The organism is Pseudonocardia sp. (genome assembly GCF_025965585.1).
Lineage (GTDB): Bacteria > Actinomycetota > Actinomycetes > Mycobacteriales > Pseudonocardiaceae > Pseudonocardia.
In genome coordinates this window covers 1-18,164 of record NZ_JAOPWR010000102.1, presented here as the reverse complement: position 1 = coordinate 18,164, position 18,164 = coordinate 1, and the positions used below count along the sequence as shown (strand labels likewise).

Genomic DNA, 18,164 nt, shown 5'->3' with positions numbered 1-18,164 from the left:
GTCCTGCGGTGTGATCCGGCGAGACCTGCACCGTCAAGGAGTGGCAGGGGCCTGGCTCCCTGGCGAGAGGATCGCTCGCCGGATCGCGATCGCCATGATCGATGCTGTGTCGCCGCCGCGGGCCGGCACGGCCAGGATCTCCGGCAGCTGCTCGAGCATCGCGAACAGCACCGAGACGACGGCCGGGAGGCTGACCGGGTACAGACGGTCCACGGCGGCAACGGGTTGCATCGCACTACCGGCGATGACCCCGGTGAGCCGCTGCGCGGTAGCGGTCAGGTGCGGGTCCTGCCACGCCCCGTGGAACCAGGCGCGCATCACGCCACGGTAGCGCTGGTGAAGCCCGACGAACTCGCGCATCCAGAGGACGAGATCGTGACCTCCGCGGACGTCGACAGCGGGGGAGAAGGTCGAGAAGAGCGCTCCGAATCCGTCGGCGCACTCCTCGGCGAGCTCATAGAGAAGGTCGTCCTTGGTGGGGAAGTACTTGTAGAAGGCACCGCGAGTGAGGTCGAGCTGCGACAGGACGTCGTCGATGCGTGTCTCGTGGAAGCCGCTTTCCCGGAACGCTGTTGCGCCGATGTCCAGGATGCGCCTGCGAGTCAGCTGTCCCCTCGGACCAAATCTCGCAGGTGGGTCCTCGCGCCCGGCGGCCACCCAGCCCCCAGCGAACAGCGGGTACTCGGACGACTCGAGTCCGGTGCTGGGATCGGAGTCTGTCACCGCCCGGATGACTCCACCGGGAGTGTCGGGGAACAGCATGAGCTGCATGCAGATCGCCAGCGCGTCAACCCTGGTTGACGAACTGTCCGGCGGGGCGAACCCGAGAACTCGGAAGTAGTGGTAGCGATGGACCGTGTTCACGAGGATCGTGGCCGCATCTTCAGGGTCCAGTCCCTCGACCATCGAGCGTTCGAGGCGCTGGGCGACACGCGACTGGTATCTGGTCATGAACTCGCCGATGACCGGCCGCAGCGGGTGCGCGGGGCTGTCCATCCCGGCCCATTGCAGATGCACGGTCCGGTAGCTGTCGTACAGGTCGGCCCATTCGCCGAGCCACCAGTGAAGGTTGTCGAAGCCGATCGCGGTGGGGCCCAGGGGGCCGAGTCTCTTGGCGAGCCGGCTGATGGCCCGGCCGCACTCGGCGAGCAACTCGAGGAAGATCTGCTCCTTGCTCTCGAAGTACTGGTACAGCGTCGGCCGGGAGATGCCCGCAGCCTTCGCGATCGCGTCGACGGAGACGTCGTGAAAGCTCTGCGAGGCGAGGAGTCGGAGCAGTAGGTCAGCGATGCGCTTCCGCGTCTGAGCTCCGCGTTCCCCGACGATCGGGCTGGTCGCGCCGTAGCCGTCGCGTCGCCGGACCTGCTCACCGCTCGTCATGATGAAACCATCGTAGGTGAGGTCCGGAGCCCGCCTCGACGGCTCGCTCGCCCCCTGTCCAGGCCTTCACCCGTGCCTGCGCGAGCAGCGTCGGAGCCAGATGGTGGAAGACGGCCGGAGTCGATGTCGCTGTGGTCGGGACGGGCGAGTTCTCTGCTGTGCAGCAGCAGAGAACGCCCCGTTGGGCCTGCGCCCTCGGCGGCGGCGTGTCGGTCGGGCACGACGCTGGTGAACGCTCATCCCGCGCCCGATCCGGCCGCGGCCACGGCGCCGCTCCGGTGAGGCGGTGCCCACCTGTGTCCCGCGAACTTCTGACGCGGTGTACACCGCTGGAGCACCGCACGAGCGGTTCGCTCGAACGAGGGTCTGACAGTTGTGGCCGTAACCACAGGCTGCACAACTCGTTCACAGAGTGTTCAAATCGTGCGGTGCTGCCCGGCACCGCGCACGGAGACGATGTCGTCGCCCACGGAGGAGCCTCGCGCATGGCCCGTCGTAGTGCTGTGTCGTTCGCCGATGCGCTCGGCAGCTTCATCGCCATGACTCTCGATACCGGCCGGGCGCTGTTCAGGCGCCCGTTCCAGTGGCGGGAGCTCCTCGAGCAGATCGTCTTCATCGCGCGCGTCTCGGTCGGTCCGGCGATCATGCTGACGGTCCCGTTCCTCGGCGTCGTCATCTTCCTGATCAACCAGCTGCTCGTCCAGATCGGCGCGGTCGACCTCAGTGGCGCAGGTGTCGGGTTGGGCGTCGTGCGCGAGATCGGGCCACTGGCGGCCGTGCTGATCGTTGCCGGTGCCGGGGCCACCGCGATCTGTGCTGATCTGGGTTCGCGCACCATCCGCGAAGAGATCGACGCCATGAAGGTTCTTGGCATCGACCCCCTGCAGCGACTCGTGGTTCCGCGCGTACTCGCCTCGACCCTCGTGGCGATGGCGCTGAACAGTCTGGTGTCGATCGTCGGCATCTCGACCGGGTACGCGTTGTCGGTTCTCGTGCAGGGAGCCAGCCCGGGGCAGTTCATGGCGAACCTGACGCTGCTGACCGGGCTCAGCGACTTCGTGCTCAGTGAGATCAAGGCGGCCGTCTTCGGGCTTTCCGCCGGCCTGGTCGCCTGCTACCGCGGGCTGACCACCAGCGGCGGCGCCAAAGGCGTCGGTGACGCGGTCAACCAGACGGTCGTGCTCGCTATCGCGGCGCTGTTCGTCTTCAACACCGTCTTGAGTGCGGTGTACCTGCAACTCGGCCTCACGGCGAACTAGGACCCAGGACATGACTCAGCAGACAGTCCGCCGTGCGGGGCAGATCGTCGCCCTGCCCGGCCGGGTGCTGGACGACCTCGGTCGCCAGCTCGCCTTCTACGGCCGCGCCTATGGCTGGGCCCCGGTCGTGGTGCGCCGCTACTCGCGCGAGATCTGGCGACAGCTCGCAGCGGTGAGCCTCGGCACCGGAGCCCTCGCGCTCGTCGGGGGTACAGCCGTGATCGTTGCCTTCCTGACCGGCACCACGGGGATCGAGGTGGCGCTGCAGGGCTACTCGCAGCTCTCCAATGTCGGGGTCGAAGCGCTGAGCGGTTTCATCTCCGCCTACCTCAACACTCGCATCGCGGCGCCGTTGATAGCCGGGGTTGCGCTGATCGCCACCGTCGGTGCCGGGTTCACCGCGGAGCTGGGCGCGATGCGGATCAGCGAGGAGATCGATGCGCTGGACGTCATGGCGATTCCGGCGGTGCCGTTCCTGGTGACCACCCGGGTGATCGCGGGGATGATCGCGATCACCCCGCTCTACGCCATCTCGCTGATCATGTCCTACGGTCTGACCCGGCTGACCGTCGTTCTCCTCTACGGCCAGTCGCCAGGCGGATACGACCACTACTTCGCCACTTTCTTGGTACCGGCCGACATCCTCTCGTCCCTCATCGAGGTTCTGACGATGGCGGTCGTCATCATCTCGGTGCACTGCTTCTACGGCTTCACCGCAGCCGGCGGCCCGTCCGGTGTCGGCAAGGCTGTCGGGCAGGCGGTCCGGCTCTCGCTGATCAGCATCATGGTCGTCGCCATGGCGATGAGCCTGCTGCTCTACGGCAACTCCAACACCCTGCACATCTCGCGGTGATCGGCACGATGGGGGCGTCGAGCGTGCGCTACAAGCTGTATGGAGTCCTGGCGCTCCTGCTCATCGCGGCGGCGGTCGCAGCGATACTGGGGAACTACAACGGGGCATTCACACCGGTGGTCGCGGCGACCGTGCGGGCCGACCGATCCGGGCTGCTGTTGGATCCCGGCGCGGACGTGACTCTGCTCGGAGTGACCGTCGGCAAGGTGCGCGCCGTGAGTCCCGACGGGGATGCGGCCACGATCGAGGTCGCTCTCGATCCGGCGCTCGTCGACGAAATCCCGGCCAACGTCACAGCGAACCTGCTCGCCCCGACCATTTTCGGTGCCAAATTCGTCGACCTCGTGGTCCCGGCCCGGTCGAGCCCTCAGCACATCGTCGATGGCGCCGTGATCCAGCCGACCACGGTCGGCCCGGAGATCAACAACGTCTTCGAGGACCTGGTCAGCCTGCTCAGCTCGATCGACCCCGCCAAGCTCAACTCGGCTCTCGGCGCGCTCAGTACCGGTTTGCAGGGTCGCGGGAAGCAGCTCGGTGACACCATGGAGCAGCTCAACGCCTACCTCGCCGACCTCCAGCCGAGCGTGCCGGCTATGAGCAGCGACATCTCGGGGGTCGCAGACGTCGCGAACGTCTACGCCGACGCGACACCCGACCTGCTCGCGACGACCGGGAACGTGACGGCCACGAGCCGCACCCTGGTGCAGAAGGAGACACAGCTCGCAGCGTTCCTGCTGGACCTGACCGGGGTCGCGGACACGGCACGCGGCTTCCTGGCGGACAACGAGGGTGGGCTGCACGACAGCCTGGCCACCTTGGCGCCGGTCACGGCCCTTCTCGCTCGGTACTCACCGGAGACCACGTGCTTGCTGGCGGCGGCCAACCAGGTGCGCCCGCCACTGGAACAGCTCATGGGGGGTGCCCAACCGGGCCTGCACCTGCTCTCCAGCTTCCTGCCTGGTCAGGAACCGTATCGCTACCCGCGTGACCTTCCGAAGGTCGCGGCGGACGACGGGCCCAGCTGCTACGGCGGTCCCTTGGCGCCCGGGGCATCCCCCTCCCCGTACGTGAAGTTCGACGACGGCTCACACCCGTTCGACTCATCCAGTGACGGGGTGTCGGTCGGGCACACGCCGCTGGCGGTCCAGCTGTTCGGGCCCGCCGCGGCGAACGGGGGGCGCTGAGCATGGCCAAGTTGGTCATCAAGGTTGCGGCACTGTTCGGCGTGGCCGGGCTGATGTCGCTGGTGATGGTGACGGTTTTCGGTAATGTCCGGATCGAGGACGCCAGTACCTACAAAGCGCTCTTCACGGATGTCTCCGGACTGACACCCGGCTCCGATGTACGTGCGGCCGGCGTGACGGTCGGGCGGGTGCAGGACGTCGAGCTGGAGCCGTCCAACGACGTCCTGGTGGCATTCAGCGTGCAGAACGCGGTTCCACTCGGGATCGCAACCCATGCTGCGGTCCGCTACAAGAATCTGGTCGGCGACCGCTACCTCGATCTCTCCGATGCCCCGGGTCCGAGCGAGCGGCTTCGGCCCGGCGACACGATCCCGGTGACGAACACCGCGCCCGCTCTTGATCTCGACGAGCTCTACAACGGATTCACTCCGTTGCTCGTGGGCCTGGCGCCCGACCAGGTCAACCAGCTGTCCAGTGCGCTGATCGGAGCGTTCCAGGGTGAGGGCCCTGCCATCGACAACCTCCTGACCTCGGTCGGCTCGCTCACCGGGACGCTCGCCGAGCGAGACCAGATGATCGGGCAGCTGATCGATCACTTCAACACGGTACTGACAACCGTCAACGAACGATCCCCGCAGCTGGTCGACCTGATCGACCAGCTCCAGCGGCTGATCAGTGGCCTCGCGGCCGAGCGCGGCCCCATCGGGCAGTCGCTGGTCCAGATCGGTGACCTCACCGGGAATGTCGGCGGCCTGCTCGCGCAGGCGCGTCCCGACCTCGCAGGCACGATCGATCAGGTCGACCGGCTCACCGGGGTCATCAACAGCGATCGAGACACCGTGAACACCACCCTGGATCGGTTGCCGCGCGCGTACGAGCAACTCGGCCGGCTTGGCGCCTACGGGTCGTTCTTCCAGTTCTACATCTGCGGCATTCAGATACGAACGACCGGACCCGACGGGCGAGCGCTGCTCACCCCGTGGGTGTCCAGTGGGGTGGAGCGCTGTCAATGAGGTTCAGCGAGCGGAACAAGACCGTGATCGGAGTGAGCGGAATCGCGGTCATCGTCGTGGTTCTCGCGGTCGCGCTCAACTCCGGAGCGATCTACCGGTCCCTGACCAGCCACGGCTACCGGGCGGCCTTCCCCGAGGCCGGCGGACTCCTGGTCGGTGACGAGGTGCGGATCGGGGGCCTGACCGTGGGGAAGGTCGGGTCGATCGATCTGGAGGGCGACCACGTCGCGGTGTCGTTCAGCGTGGAGTCCGACGCGCGGCTCGGTGCCCTCACCAGCGCGGCCATCAAGACCCAGACGCCGTTGGGGAGGAAGTTCCTGCAGGTGGAGCCCGTCGGCGATGGCGTCCTCGAGCCGGGAAGCGAGATCCCACTGGCGCGCACCAACTCGCCGTACGACATCGCGCAGGCCCTCTCCGACCTGACGACCACGACCGGCCAGATCGACACGGGGAAGCTCGCTGAGTCCCTCGACACGGTGGCCACCACGTTCTCCGATACCCCACCCGCGCTCCGGGCGGCCCTCACCGGGGTCCAGCAGTTGTCTCAGACCATTGCCTCCCGGGACGACGCGCTGCGACGCCTGCTGGCCGGGGGGAACAGCCTGTCCGGTGTCCTCGCCGAGCGGAGCGGTCAGATCACGACCCTGATCGGCGACGGCAACCTGTTGCTCGACGAGCTCTACCGCAGACGGGACGCAATCCACGTGCTGTTGGCCAATACCACCATGGTGGTCACCCAGCTCCGCGGTGTCGTCGACGACAACCAGGCCCAGATCGGTCCCGCCCTCGCCGAGCTGGAGAAGACGCTCGACCTGCTCAACAGCAACGACCGCAACATCGCCGCGGCCATTCACGGCGTGGGGCGGTACGCCAGGACGCTGGGTGAGGCTGTGGGCAGCGGGCCGTTCTTCTACGCCTACATCGCCAACCTGGCCCCCACCAACCTGGCGCCCGTCCTCCCGCAACTGCTGCAGCAAGGTAGCCGATGAACGCCGCGACGAGAGGAATGACCCGGCCGCAGAGGTTGCTCGGCGCGGCTGCGGTGGTGCTGGTGCTGGGCGCGGCGCTCGTATATCTGGCCGTTCCGGGCCGCGGGCACCGTGTGGTGATCGTGGACTTCCCGAGCACCGTCGGCCTGTATGCCGGCGACGACGTCCGGATGCTCGGCGTACCCATCGGTTCGGTGGTCTCCGTGACGCCCGAGCAGAACTCCGTCCGCGTCGGGCTCAGCTATCGCTCCGACGTCGTCCTGCCCGCCGACGTACACGCAGCCATCCTCGCGCCGACGCTGGTGACAGGCCGGTTCGTCCAGTTCAGCCCCGTCTATCGAGGTGGCCCGCAGCTCGCGGACGGAGCCGAGATCCCGGTTGATCGCACCGCGGTGCCGGTGGAATGGGACGAGATCGAGAAGCAGTTGGTGACACTCACCGGTGCGCTCGGCCCCGACGGGGCGAACCAGGACGGGGCGCTGTCCCATGTGCTCAACACGGCTGCTGCCAATCTCGATGGACAGGGTGGATCGCTGCACGACACGCTGACGCAGCTGTCCCAGGCGGCCACCACATTGTCCGACGGCCGCTCCGACCTCTTCGGCACCATCCGCAATCTCCAGGTCTTCTTCGACGCGCTGGCCCAGAACGACCGCCAGGTCCAGGACTTCAACACCCAGCTCGCCTCGGTCTCACAAGTGCTGGCCGACAACTCCGACGAGCTGTCGACCACACTGACCACGCTGAATTCGACGCTGCCTCTGGTGCAGAAGTTCGTGGCCGACAACCGGAACGGTCTCGCCACCGATCTGGACAAGCTCGGACAGGTCACCACCAACCTCGCCCAGAACCGACAGGCGCTGGCCGACGTGTTGCAGGTAGCCCCGACGTCGCTCGCCAACTTCAACAACATCTACGATCCGCTCGCCGGCTCTCTGACCGGCGTGCTGTCCACGGCCAACGTGAAAGACCCCGCGGCTTTCGTGTGCACGGCCATCTTCGCCGCCGGCGGGACCCCGGACCAATGTCGCCAGGCGATCGCGCCGTTGGCGGACCTCGTGGCGATGGACGACGTTCCGGTCACGGCCAGTCCGCTCGAACGCAACGGCCGATCGGCGCAGAGCCTGCCGGACGGCGCATCTCCACCCGGGGACAGTCCGGGACCGGGCGCGGTCCCGGGCCTGGAGAACCTGCTCGCACCGGGGGGATCTCGATGAGACGGAGAATCGGGCTCGGCCGCGGTGTGGCCGTCGGCCTGGCCGGCGTCGTGCTGGTGGGTGCAGTGAGCGGCTGCGAGTTCACCGGGCCCGGGTCGCTGCCGCTGCCGTTCCGCGACGGGACCGGGAACGGCGCCCTCCACGTGACGGTCGAGCTGCCCTCCGCGGCAAACCTCGTACCGAACTCCGAGGTGAAGGTCGGGGACATCACGGTGGGCACGGTGACCGACATCCGGTTCCAGGACTGGCACGCCGAGCTGGTCGTCGGGTTGAACCCCGGAACCGTGCTGCCGGCCGACGCGGTGGCGAAGGTGGGTCAGAAGAGTCTGCTCGGGGCCACCTACCTGGAGATGGGCTCTCCGTCCGGTGGGCCGGGCGTAGGGCAGCTCCGTGATGGTGACGTCATTCCGATCAGCCGGACCGGCAGCTACCCGGACACCGAGGAGCTGCTGGCCGCCCTGTCCGTGGTACTGAACGGCGGCGGCCTCAACCAGATCAAGACCATCACCACCGAGCTCGATGCAGCGCTGGGCGGGCACGAGGCCGACGTGCGCTCGCTCATCGGGAACCTCCAGGGCGTCATCGGCCCTCTCGAGCAGCAACGGGACGAGATAGTGCGCGCGATCGACGGGCTCAACCGGTTCGGTGGGCAGCTTGCCGCCAACCGCGACACGGTCGCCGCCGCGCTCGAGACGATCCCGCAGGGTCTCGCGGTCGTGAACCGCAACCGCGAGGACCTGACGACGGCGTTGACCGCGCTGGGGAATCTCGGCACCGTTGCCACCCGCGTCGTCAACAGCTCGCAGGAGGACCTCCTGGCGAACCTGCGTGACCTTCAACCCACAGTCGGCCGGCTCGCCGATGCGGGCAAGAACCTCACGCAGTCCCTCTCGCTGCTCAGCACCTTTCCGTTCCCCTACAACACGGCAGGCAATGCCTTCAAGGGCGACTACTCCAACCTCTTCCTCACCGTGGACGTCACCCTCCCCGAGCTGGAGAAGTCGTTTCTGACCGGCACACCTCTGGGAGGGCTCCCGCCGCTGGGCGCCGGACAGAAGGCCAGCGATCCCCTGCGTGCGCCTTTGGTCGACAACCTGCCGGGACTCGCGCCGGCCGTGCCTGACCAGCCACCTGCGGCGGGCTCCGCCGGACAGGCACCGTCGTCACAACCGCTCCCACCGCCGCCGGTGACGACTGCGCCACCGGTCCCGGCACAGGGGGACCCAGTTGGCTCGTTGCTGGGCGGGGGCCGCTGATGCTGCCCCGCTTCGTCCGGATCCAGCTGCTCGCCTTCGGGATCGTCGCGTTCCTCGGCATCGGCTACGCCTCGTTCGTCTACGTCGGGCTACCCCGACTTGTGGGCTTCGGCCAGTACTCGGCGTCGGTCCAGCTTCCGAGCGCTGGTGGGTTGTATGCGGGAGCGCAGGTCACGCTGCGCGGAGTGGAGATCGGAAGGGTTACCGCCGTACGACTTGCTGACGGTGGCGTGGTCGCCGATCTGTCGCTCGACGTCGGCACACCGGTGCCTGCCGACGCCCGGGTCGCCGTCCAGAACATGTCGGCGATCGGTGAGCAGTACATCGATCTGGTGCCCGACAGCGGGGCTGCCGACCAACGCGTGCTTCGTCCCGGCGAGGTGATCCCGGCGAACCGGGTCACGCTCCCACCCCAGATCGGAGACGTGTTGGCCAGCACCGACCGGCTGGTCCGGTCCGTGCCCCAAGATTCCCTGCGTACGACCCTCGACGAGGTCTCCCGCGCGTTCAGTGGCAGTGGCCAGGATATCCAGCGACTGCTCGACTCCTCCCACCTCCTCCTGACCGACGCCCAGGCCGACATCGTGCCGACGGTCGGGCTGATCAACGACCTGCAACCCGTGCTGGCCACCCAGGAACGGGTCGCCCCGGACATCCGGTCGTACTTCCAGGACCTGGCCGCGGTGAGCGGCCGCCTACGCGCCGACGACCCCGCCGTTCGCGGGATCCTCGACCGAGGACCCGCGTTCTCGACCGAGCTGACGACTCTCTTCGATCAGGTCCGTCCGACGGTCCCGCTGCTCCTGGCCAACCTCACATCGGTCGGTCAGGTCGTCGAGACGTACGTGCCGAACGTGGCGCAGTCCCTCGTCATACTGCCGGTGACGATCAACAACCTGCAGAGTGCCCTGAACAACAACCGTGGCGTGCCGAGCGGCGGCGCGATCGATTTCAAGGCCACCGTCAACGACCCGCCCGCCTGCACGACCGGATTCACCGACCCGGTCCGAGACCCATCTGATCTCTCCCCGCTCAACGCCCCGACCGACTCGTACTGCAAAGAGGCCCCGGACTCGGCGAAGGAGATTCGCGGCGCCCGGCAGAACCCGTGCCCGAACGATCCCACCCGCCGCGCGGCCGATGCCGCGGGCTGTGGACTCGACTTCCAGACTCCGGCCGAGGCCGCGCAGTCGGACCGCGCCGCCGAGGTCGACCTCGACGGCGGGCATTCGACCGCGGCCGCCCGGATACCGGACGGCGTGCCCTACGACCAGGTGACAGGCCTGTCCTTCACGCCCGATGGTTCTCCGTTCAGTCTCGGCACGAACACCCGCGACGGCACCGTGCCCACGAGCTGGAAGGCCTTCTTTCTCGATCCGCTGCAGATCCCGACGAGCTGAGCCTCATCCCCACCACCCAGGACAGCCATGACCCGACACCATCCGAATCCCGCCGATCCGATCACGCTCGACCCGGAGCCGCTCGACGGCATCGTCCTCGACGAGACCGACGCCGTTCCAGTACCCGTACCCGATGAGCCTGCGACGCCGTCGCCGGCGGGGGAGGCGGAGTCCGATCCCGATCCCGACAACCCCGACAACACCGGCCCCCCGGATCCACCACCCGGGCGCCCGCACCCGCCGACATGGGTCGTCTCCTTGCTCGTCGCGCTGCTGGTGCTCGCGCTGGCCGGAGGCGCCGTGCTGTTGCTCCAGGTCCGTGCCGCTGCCCGGACCGAGGACGATCGGACCGGTGCCCTGCAGGCGGCTCGACAGATGGTCGTGAACCTGATGACGCTGAACCACACCGCCCCTCAGCAGTCCCTTGATCGCGTGCTGCAGGGCTCCACCGGCCAGTTCCGCGAGCAGTTCAGTACCGAGGCTTCAGCCATCAAGACCGTTCTCCAGCAAGCGCAGGTGAGCTCGTCCGGAGATGTGAGCGAGGCCGGCGTCGCCGAGCTGGACGGCGATACCGCGACGGTTCTCGTCGCGTCGACAGCGACGGTCAAGAACTCGCAGGCCCCGCAGGGCGAGCCGAGGCAGTACCGGATGCTCGTCAAGCTGCAGAAACAGTCGGACGCCTGGCTGGTCTCGGACGTGGAGTTCGTCCCGTGAGCGCGCTCGGCACGATCGCTGCGGCGCCTGCCACGATGGGCCGGGCGATCGGCGGGCGCGGCGGTGGTTTCGACCGCTGGCTGAGCCGCGGCCGTCGGCGCGCCGTCGTCACTGCGTTGCTGGCGGTCCTGATCGTCGCAGTCCTGGCGCTGGGGACCGTGCTGTTCCTCGACGTGCAGCGACAGCGTGAGACCGACCAGGCGCGTAGCGACGGACTGCGCGCGGCGGCGCAGCTGACAACGACGCTGCTGTCCTACGACTACCGCACGCTCGATGCTGACCTCGCACGCGCCAACTCGGTGACAACCGGCGACTTCACCCAGCAGTACGGGAATCTGGCCGCTCAGCTGATTCGGCCGAACGCCGGGACTCAGCAGATCGTCACCAAGGCGGAGGTGGTCGGAAGCTCGGTCGTGACAGCCACTCCGAACGGCCTTGTAGCCCTGCTCTACATCAACCAGTCGACAACGGGCAAGCAGCCGGATGTGCCGCAGATCGATCGCAGTCGTGCCAAGGTCACCTTGACCTTCACCGACGGCAAGTGGCTGATCTCGGATCTCGTGCCCGTCTGACGAACGTCGGCTCGCACCGGCAGTAAGGCGAACCGCACCGGCCGACCGGAATCCGGTCGGCCGGTGCCATGTGGACGGAGGCCTGCGGAACGCCGTTCAGCACCTGGAGCAGACGGCGGCGCGTCACTCGACGGGAGCGAAGTCCGGCTGACGAACGGAGCGGCCCTCGGACGGCGCGCCCCTGAAACTCACACGGCGGAAACCCGCCGTCGAGGTCACCGCGTCGCTGCGGGCTGCGTCGCCGGGTGCAGGCCGGCCAAGCCGGCGAGAAGACCGGGTAGCTCGTCCGAGTTCTGGCTGGGGACGAAGAAATGCGATACGGCGATGCGCATCAGGATCTCCGCGAGTTGGTCCATGCTGAGCGCTCCGCTGCGCACGGGCAGCGAGTCGGCCAGCACAGTGCCCAACGAGTCACTCACGATCGCCAGAAACTGCGGGAACACCCGGCGGACGAACGAGAGACCGAAGGCAGGCTCCAATTCGATGGTGCGCGTGGTCTCCGGGTGGGTCAAGTCGTAGTTGATGATGACGCCCATTACGACGATCACCCGGTCCTCTGGATCGGGCCGCTCCTCGACGGCACGCTGCAGCGCGAGCTTGAGGCTCGTCTCGACGTGGTGACCGATCGCCTCGAGAACCGCGTCCTTGTTCTTGAAGTACCGGTACAGCGTTCCCCGGGAGATCCCTGCCTCTTCGCAGACGTCGCTCATCGACAACTTGCGGAGGCCACGGCGAGCCAACGCGTGGAGTGCCCCGTCCAGGATTCTTGAGACGGTGTCAGTATTGGCTGCCACGAGCCTTCCCCTTTCCCCAGAATGTCTGGCTCGCCGGGCGCACCGGCGATGGTAACCACCGGGTCGTCCGAATGGCCGGTGCCGCACCGATCGGTGTCCTGGCATGGCCGGAACCAGCCCTGTCGGCGTGTGGTGTCAGGAGGAACCCGGATCGGCCGAGCCCGGATGACTCGGAGCGCGTAGCCAGGGTGGCCTCCTCGACAGTGTGGGGCACGGAATCTGATCCTTAGATGGACGTAATAAGCAGATAGTGTACTTAAAAGGTTCACCACTGACGGCGGGACACCCGGAGGGGCGAGGAGGACGTGACATTCGGAACGACCCATCACCCGTGGGGCGCGAGCTGCTCGTCGACACCGAGTTCCTCGCCTGCAGCGCCAAGGCTACGGACCAGCTGTACTTCTGGGCCACCGGACCGCTGCAGGAACTCGGGTTGGTGTGGCTGAGGACGTCGAGGGCGCCAAAGGGGCTGAACCTGAGCGGCGCCGAGATCGGGACCGACCGATTGCTGTACGGCGACGACGTCAAACGGCAGCGAGCCGCCCGATGATCAGCTCGCCGGGCGGATGCGCTCCCGCGCCGGTGACGCGGCGAGGGTGGGTCCGGTCCGTGGACTCCACACCGACTCGATGACGGCCGGGATCTCGCTACCGGTGGATCCGGGCACCATCAGTGTCGAGACGACCACCCGTAGGAACAGCTCTGCAAGCTGCTCGCGGGTGTGCGTCCCGTCCACGGATGCCGGGGTCTGCTCGATGGCCGGTGCCAGCGCCTCGGCGACTACGCCGATGAGTGTGGGAAAGCTCTCCCTGAGGTAGCGGAGGGCGAACGCCGGCTCGACCTCCATCAACTGGACCGTCTCCGGATTCGCGCGGCAGTTGTCCATGATCGCCTCGATGACCACCCGTAACCGGTGCTCGGGGACGGGATCGGCCACGATGGCAGCGTCGAGCGCGCTGGCGACCCCGGCGGAGAAATGCTGGCCGATCTCCTGGAGTACCTCGTCGCGGCTGGTGAAGTACCGGTAGAAGGTCCCCCGGGCCACCCCTGCCTCGTCGCAGATGTCACTCACCGAGAGTTTCCGCGATCCCCTGCGCACGACAGCCCGGAGCGCGCCACCCACGATACGTTCGGCGGTCGCGTTGTCGGACATGGCCCTTCCTTCCTGGCGGCTCGAACCAGTAGCTCAAGTGGAACACTTGGCACTACGCGAACGCATTGTATTGTGTTGAATCTCCCTCAGCGTATTGTGTTGGATCTCCATCGGCGTGATCAACTTCACCCAATGGACTTGCGTGCGGTCGAGTCGAATTGTCACTCTGTCTGCCTCGGACCGAAGCTGGACTCTCGCGTGATGGGTCGAGTGCCGAGGGCATGGGTAGTGAGCCTCACACCTGCTGGTATGCGCAGATATGCAGCCATAAGGAGTCGACACGGGTGCCTGCACGCAGGGACGGTGCGTGGACGCCACCCGATCGGCACCGCCGGGCGGTCATTTGATGACCGCGGAGCACGCACACGTGGAGGAGTTCGAAGACGAGATCTGTCGACTTCGAATGAGGAATGATTTCCTGAAAGGGCCGCGACCTTCTTCGTCCGGATGTCATGGTACCCGTGAGATGCGCGTTGATCGATGCGAAGAAGGCCGACGGCCCGGTTGCGCGGATGTGCCTGATGCTCGGCGTCCCTCGGTCCTCGTTCTACGCCGGGCGCGATCAGGCCGACAAGGCGGTCGCGGCCCGGCGTCGAGCGCCGGCCGTGCACATCGACGGGATCTTCACCGACAGCCGGGGTGCGGCAGGCCGTTCGCCATTGACTTCTGGCAGTGTACTGCCATACTCATCCGAGGAAGAAGGGTCTGGAGGAGAGGCGTCGCAGCCATGCTCACGGTGGAGGACCTGGCTTCCGCGATGAGGGAGGGGCGACTCTCCCGCGGTTGCTGGAGAGACTGTGCGAAACCGTGCGATGTCGCAGTGGATCCTCGCTGGTCCGAGAGGTGTGGCAGGCCCTCGTCGCGCTGTGCGTGGAGGAGTCGGCCGTGTGGTGATGCGTGGCAGTATCCTGCCAGATCTACCAGAGGGAGTGCTTGATCTGAGGAGGCGTCCGCCGGTCGGCGCGACCTCTCCTGGTTGGCTCCGGGCCGACGGAATCCTCGGAGGAGATGGACGTCAATGGGCGCTCGAGATGAGCGTCGGTTTCGATGGCGCCGTGGCATTCGAGCAACCGGCGGCGCCGGAAGATCGGAGTTGTCGATGGGTGAGCTTCGTGCGGTGATGCAGGCCCAGCGGGCGTGTCGTCGCTTCGATTCCAGTGTGGACCTTCCCGACCGCGACATCGAGCTCATGCTGGATGCCGCGGTGCACGCGCCGAGTGCGGAGAATTCACAGCCGTGGATTTTTGTCGTGTTGCGCTCGGCTGAGTCGAGGGCGGCCCTGAGCGAGCTGTGGACGGCGGCCTGGACGGCCGGCGGCGCCGAATTCGTGCGCTCCAGAACCGACGACAAGGTCTACGCCGACCTGGACAGCGGCATCATGCGCGGTGGCTTCGCCAGCGCACCGGTCATCGTGGTGGTCGGCGCCGACCTGGACCGGGTGCCTGAGGCGTTCGCACCCTCGTCGGTGTACCCCGCCGCGCAGAACATCCTGCTCGCGGCGGCGGACCTCGGCTACGGCTCGTGTCTGACCACCGGGCTCACCTCCATGTACGTGGAGCCGGTGCGCGAGCTGCTGGGGCTGCCGGACACCGTGCTGCCCATGGCGGCCATCTACCTGGGGCAAGCGGAACGTCGACTGGGGCCGCCGCGGCGTCGGCCGGCCTCGGAATCGACCTACCGCGAGCACTACAAGGCTCCGTGGTGATTCGCGGACCCGCCCATGAGACCGTCGTACAGGACTGAGCGAACGCATAGATGCGGATTCGCAGCGCACAATTCTGTCTGAACATCAATAGGGGATGATATGAGGTTCGCAGTCTATCTACCGAACTGTATGAACGTTCCCGCCATGACCCAGCCGTGGGAGCATGAGCTGACCGGCCGGGATATCGCGGAGGTCGCCAGGACGGCGGAGGAGCTCGGCTTCTCTGCGGTCCTGCTGCCCGAACACTTCGTGACTCCGACCTCCCACCTCGAGCTGTCGGGTAACCACTACTTCCACGCGACGACAGCCCAAGGATTCATCGCGGGAGCGACCAGTACTATCCGCGTCGGCTCCATGGTGAGTATCTTTCCCTTGCACCATCCGGTGGTCAGTGCCAAATCCTTGGCCACCCTGGACTGGTTCAGCGGTGGCCGGGCGTTCGCCACCCTGGGTGTCGGGTGGCTGAAAGAGGAATTCGACATCCTGGGCGTGCCGTTCCACAAGCGCGGACGGATGGCGGACGAGTATCTCGCCGCCATGTTCGAGCTCTGGCACAGCGACTCGCCGACCTTCGAAGGCGAGTTCGTCTCCTTCCATGACGTCGCGTTCGGTCCGAAGCCGATCCAGCGGCCACATCCCCCATTGTGGATGGGTGGCGACGCCGACGCGGTGCTGCGCCGCGCGGCGCGCTTCGGCGACGGGTGGGCGCCGTGGCTCACCCAGCCCGAGGACCTGCCGGCGCGCTTGGACTATCTGCGTTCCCAGCCCGGGTTCGATGACCGGCCGTTCTCGGTTTTCTACAGCATGGCGGCACTGAGTGTCGGGGCAGAGCACGCGGTCGTCTCCGACCCGGCGGCGGTGACAAGCCGGAGTCCGCAGGAAGTGATCGATCAGTGCGGTCGCCTGGCGGACTTCGGTGTCACCGACACCTGGGTCGCTGCGCCGCCGGTCACCGGGCTGGAGGCCTATCTGGACCACATGCGGTGGGTCGCGACCGAGGTGATACCCAAGGTCAACTGAAAGGCGCGACGACGATCAGCTGAATGCACTACTCAAATGAAGCGAGGTTTAGGGTGAGCGGGAAGAATCTGTTCCTTGTATTTTCGAATCCGACCGAAGGTCAGGAAGCGGAATACAACGAGTGGTACGACAGCACGCATGTGCACGAGGTGCTCGATGTGCCCGGCGTGGTGGCGGCGCAGCGCTACGCACTGGCGCCGATGGACATCCCTGAGGTCGAGGGTGCGCCGAGCCCGCCGCCGCCCGCGCATCGGTACCTCGCCGTGTACGAGCTCGAGAGCGACCCCAACGAGGTGATGGGCGAGTTCCTGCGCCGGCTGACCACGGGTGAGATGACGCTCCACGAGGGGCTCGACATGGCCACGGTCTCCATGTCGACCTGGCGGCCGCGGGGCGATCGGCTGGGCGAGCCGTCCACCGACGCGGCTGCTGCTGGTGCGCGATGACCTGTGCCGTCGTCGGCATCGGGCGCACCGGGTACTCACGCCGCTCCGGGCGGACCACGAAGGCGATGGCGGCGGAGGCCTGTCGTTCCGCGCTCGCCGATGCGGGGCTGACGCCGTCTGACGTGGACGGTATGTCGACCTATCAGGCCCATGACTCGGCCCATCCCCTCGAGGTGTCGCGCGCACTGGGCATGGACGAGCTCGCGTGGGCCAACAGCATGGTCGGCGGTGGCAACCTGGTCGCCGACCAGGTCGCCACCGCGGCTGCCGTGATCGAGGCCGGCCTGTGCCGGGCGGTGCTGATCTACCGGTCGTTGAACGGGCGGTCCGGTTACCGGTTCGGCACGATCGAGGCGCAGCTCCAGGTCGACGGAGACGGCCAGTTCGACGCCCCGTCGGGATTCCTCGTCCCGCCGCAGTGGTTCGCCATGTGGGCCCGCCGGCACCAGCACGTCTACGGCACGACGTCCGAGGACCTGGGACAGATCGCGATCACTCAGCGCTCCCACGCCGTGCCCAACCCGCACGCGGTGCGGCGCGACCCGTTGACCATGGACGAGTACCTGGGGAGCCGGTGGATCGCCGAGCCGTTCCGGGTGCTCGACTGCACCTACGAGGTGGACGGTGCGGTCGCGATCCTCGTCGTGGGCGAGGACCTCGCCCGCGACGCCGCGCAACCACCGGTCTGGCTCGTCGGCTCGTCGAACTCGCAGAGCGGCGCCGGATGGTCCATGTGGGACGACCCGACCCGGATGTACTCGGCCACTGCTGGGCCGCGGCTGTGGGAGCGGACCGGGCTGAAAGCGTCCGACATGGACGTGGCCTGCATGTACGACTGCTTCACCTACACCGTGATGGCCACCGTGGAGGGCTTTGGCTTCTGCGAGAAAGGCGAGGTGGGCAAGTTCTTCTCGACCGGACGCGCCACCTACGGCGGTGACGTGGTGGTCAACCCGCACGGTGGGCTGCTGTCAGAGGGTTACATCCACGGCCTCAACCACCACTACGAGGCAGCGCTGCAACTGCGGCACGCCGCCGGTGTGCGTCAGGTCGAAGACGCCCAACTGGCGCTGGTGACCGCGGGTGGTGGGCCCTTCGGCGGCGCGAACGTCTACAGCAGGGAGCACCCGTGACGAATCCAGCACTGGCGGCGCCGGTTCCGGTGCCCGATCCCGATTCGGCGCCGTACTGGGACGGTCTGAAGAACGG

18 protein-coding genes are annotated in these 18,164 nt (G+C 67.3%); 15 read left to right on the top strand and 3 right to left on the bottom strand.

Annotated features, from left to right (window positions below; all coding sequences use genetic code 11):
- Positions 1–33: 33 nt before the first annotated feature.
- Positions 34–1,380, bottom strand: a complete 1,347-nt coding sequence (locus tag JWR81_RS06560; RefSeq protein WP_297648096.1) for a TetR/AcrR family transcriptional regulator — start codon at positions 1,378–1,380, stop codon at positions 34–36.
- 428 nt (positions 1,381–1,808) lie between these two features.
- Between JWR81_RS06560 and JWR81_RS06555 the strand changes: the two genes are divergently transcribed.
- From JWR81_RS06555 to JWR81_RS06510, 10 genes are all read left to right on the top strand, one after another.
- Positions 1,809–2,639 (top strand): ABC transporter permease, encoded by an 831-nt coding sequence (locus tag JWR81_RS06555; RefSeq protein ID WP_297648093.1) that lies wholly within the window; start codon positions 1,809–1,811, stop codon positions 2,637–2,639.
- 10 nt (positions 2,640–2,649) lie between these two features.
- Positions 2,650–3,492 carry an ABC transporter permease gene (locus JWR81_RS06550; RefSeq protein ID WP_297648090.1) on the top strand — a complete coding sequence of 281 codons (843 nt, stop codon included), beginning with the start codon at positions 2,650–2,652 and terminating at the stop codon, positions 3,490–3,492.
- The gene (locus tag JWR81_RS06545; protein ID WP_297648087.1) at positions 3,489–4,676 is read left to right on the top strand and encodes an MCE family protein; all 1,188 of its coding nucleotides are present in this window, start codon (positions 3,489–3,491) and stop codon (positions 4,674–4,676) included. Before JWR81_RS06550 ends, JWR81_RS06545 begins: the two co-directional genes overlap by 4 nt.
- A 2-nt stretch (positions 4,677–4,678) precedes the next feature.
- A complete protein-coding gene (locus JWR81_RS06540; protein ID WP_297648083.1) occupies positions 4,679–5,689 on the top strand; it encodes an MCE family protein in 1,011 nt (336 codons plus the stop codon).
- Positions 5,690–5,721: 32 nt separating this feature from the next.
- Positions 5,722–6,678, top strand: a complete 957-nt coding sequence (locus JWR81_RS06535) for an MCE family protein (RefSeq protein ID WP_297648080.1) — start codon at positions 5,722–5,724, stop codon at positions 6,676–6,678.
- The gene (locus tag JWR81_RS06530; protein ID WP_297648077.1) at positions 6,675–7,895 is read left to right on the top strand and encodes an MCE family protein; all 1,221 of its coding nucleotides are present in this window, start codon (positions 6,675–6,677) and stop codon (positions 7,893–7,895) included. The genes JWR81_RS06535 and JWR81_RS06530 overlap by 4 nt, the downstream gene beginning before the upstream one ends.
- Positions 7,892–9,151 carry an MCE family protein gene (locus JWR81_RS06525; RefSeq protein ID WP_297648074.1) on the top strand — a complete coding sequence of 420 codons (1,260 nt, stop codon included), beginning with the start codon at positions 7,892–7,894 and terminating at the stop codon, positions 9,149–9,151. Before JWR81_RS06530 ends, JWR81_RS06525 begins: the two co-directional genes overlap by 4 nt.
- Positions 9,151–10,551, top strand: a complete 1,401-nt coding sequence (locus JWR81_RS06520) for an MCE family protein (RefSeq protein ID WP_297648071.1) — start codon at positions 9,151–9,153, stop codon at positions 10,549–10,551. The genes JWR81_RS06525 and JWR81_RS06520 overlap by 1 nt, the downstream gene beginning before the upstream one ends.
- 258 nt (positions 10,552–10,809) lie before the next feature.
- A complete protein-coding gene (locus JWR81_RS06515; protein ID WP_297648068.1) occupies positions 10,810–11,265 on the top strand; it encodes a hypothetical protein in 456 nt (151 codons plus the stop codon).
- Positions 11,262–11,837 carry a hypothetical protein gene (locus JWR81_RS06510; protein WP_297648065.1) on the top strand — a complete coding sequence of 192 codons (576 nt, stop codon included), beginning with the start codon at positions 11,262–11,264 and terminating at the stop codon, positions 11,835–11,837. The genes JWR81_RS06515 and JWR81_RS06510 overlap by 4 nt, the downstream gene beginning before the upstream one ends.
- Positions 11,838–12,052: 215 nt before the next feature.
- Here JWR81_RS06510 and JWR81_RS06505 read toward each other — a convergent pair whose 3' ends face one another.
- Positions 12,053–12,736 (bottom strand): TetR/AcrR family transcriptional regulator, encoded by a 684-nt coding sequence (locus JWR81_RS06505; protein WP_297648062.1) that lies wholly within the window; start codon positions 12,734–12,736, stop codon positions 12,053–12,055.
- Positions 12,737–12,962: 226 nt separating this feature from the next.
- Between JWR81_RS06505 and JWR81_RS06500 the strand changes: the two genes are divergently transcribed.
- Positions 12,963–13,181 carry a hypothetical protein gene (locus JWR81_RS06500; RefSeq protein ID WP_297648060.1) on the top strand — a complete coding sequence of 73 codons (219 nt, stop codon included), beginning with the start codon at positions 12,963–12,965 and terminating at the stop codon, positions 13,179–13,181.
- Here the strand turns inward: JWR81_RS06500 and JWR81_RS06495 are convergent, their stop codons facing one another.
- A complete protein-coding gene (locus JWR81_RS06495; RefSeq protein ID WP_297648057.1) occupies positions 13,182–13,784 on the bottom strand; it encodes a TetR/AcrR family transcriptional regulator in 603 nt (200 codons plus the stop codon).
- 1,099 nt (positions 13,785–14,883) lie between these two features.
- Here JWR81_RS06495 and JWR81_RS06490 point away from each other — a divergent pair.
- From JWR81_RS06490 to JWR81_RS06475, 4 genes are all read left to right on the top strand, one after another.
- Positions 14,884–15,489 (top strand): nitroreductase family protein, encoded by a 606-nt coding sequence (locus tag JWR81_RS06490; protein WP_297648054.1) that lies wholly within the window; start codon positions 14,884–14,886, stop codon positions 15,487–15,489.
- A gap of 99 nt (positions 15,490–15,588) precedes the next feature.
- On the top strand, positions 15,589–16,509 hold the full coding sequence (locus tag JWR81_RS06485) for a TIGR03619 family F420-dependent LLM class oxidoreductase (RefSeq protein ID WP_297648051.1): 921 nt from the start codon (positions 15,589–15,591) through the stop codon (positions 16,507–16,509).
- 53 nt (positions 16,510–16,562) lie between these two features.
- Positions 16,563–16,955, top strand: coding sequence for a DUF4286 family protein (locus JWR81_RS06480; RefSeq protein ID WP_297648048.1), 393 nt, complete (start codon positions 16,563–16,565; stop codon positions 16,953–16,955).
- Positions 16,952–18,088: a lipid-transfer protein gene (locus tag JWR81_RS06475; RefSeq protein ID WP_297648044.1), complete on the top strand. Its 1,137-nt coding sequence runs from the start codon at positions 16,952–16,954 to the stop codon at positions 18,086–18,088. Before JWR81_RS06480 ends, JWR81_RS06475 begins: the two co-directional genes overlap by 4 nt.
- Positions 18,089–18,164 lie beyond the last annotated feature (76 nt).

Excerpts from the sequence above, each read along its gene's own strand:
- JWR81_RS06560 (WP_297648096.1), bottom strand. The coding sequence starts at position 1,380 with ATGACGAGCGGTGAGCAGGTCCGGCGACGCGACGGCTACGGCGCGACC.
- JWR81_RS06550 (WP_297648090.1), top strand. The coding sequence starts at position 2,650 with ATGACTCAGCAGACAGTCCGCCGTGCGGGGCAGATCGTCGCCCTGCCC.
- JWR81_RS06540 (WP_297648083.1), top strand. The coding sequence starts at position 4,679 with ATGGCCAAGTTGGTCATCAAGGTTGCGGCACTGTTCGGCGTGGCCGGG.
- JWR81_RS06530 (WP_297648077.1), top strand. The coding sequence starts at position 6,675 with ATGAACGCCGCGACGAGAGGAATGACCCGGCCGCAGAGGTTGCTCGGC.
- JWR81_RS06525 (WP_297648074.1), top strand. The coding sequence starts at position 7,892 with ATGAGACGGAGAATCGGGCTCGGCCGCGGTGTGGCCGTCGGCCTGGCC.
- JWR81_RS06520 (WP_297648071.1), top strand. The coding sequence starts at position 9,151 with ATGCTGCCCCGCTTCGTCCGGATCCAGCTGCTCGCCTTCGGGATCGTC.
- JWR81_RS06505 (WP_297648062.1), bottom strand. The coding sequence starts at position 12,736 with ATGCCAGGACACCGATCGGTGCGGCACCGGCCATTCGGACGACCCGGT.
- JWR81_RS06495 (WP_297648057.1), bottom strand. The coding sequence starts at position 13,784 with ATGTCCGACAACGCGACCGCCGAACGTATCGTGGGTGGCGCGCTCCGG.
- JWR81_RS06490 (WP_297648054.1), top strand. The coding sequence starts at position 14,884 with ATGGGTGAGCTTCGTGCGGTGATGCAGGCCCAGCGGGCGTGTCGTCGC.
- JWR81_RS06485 (WP_297648051.1), top strand. The coding sequence starts at position 15,589 with ATGAGGTTCGCAGTCTATCTACCGAACTGTATGAACGTTCCCGCCATG.
- JWR81_RS06475 (WP_297648044.1), top strand. The coding sequence starts at position 16,952 with ATGACCTGTGCCGTCGTCGGCATCGGGCGCACCGGGTACTCACGCCGC.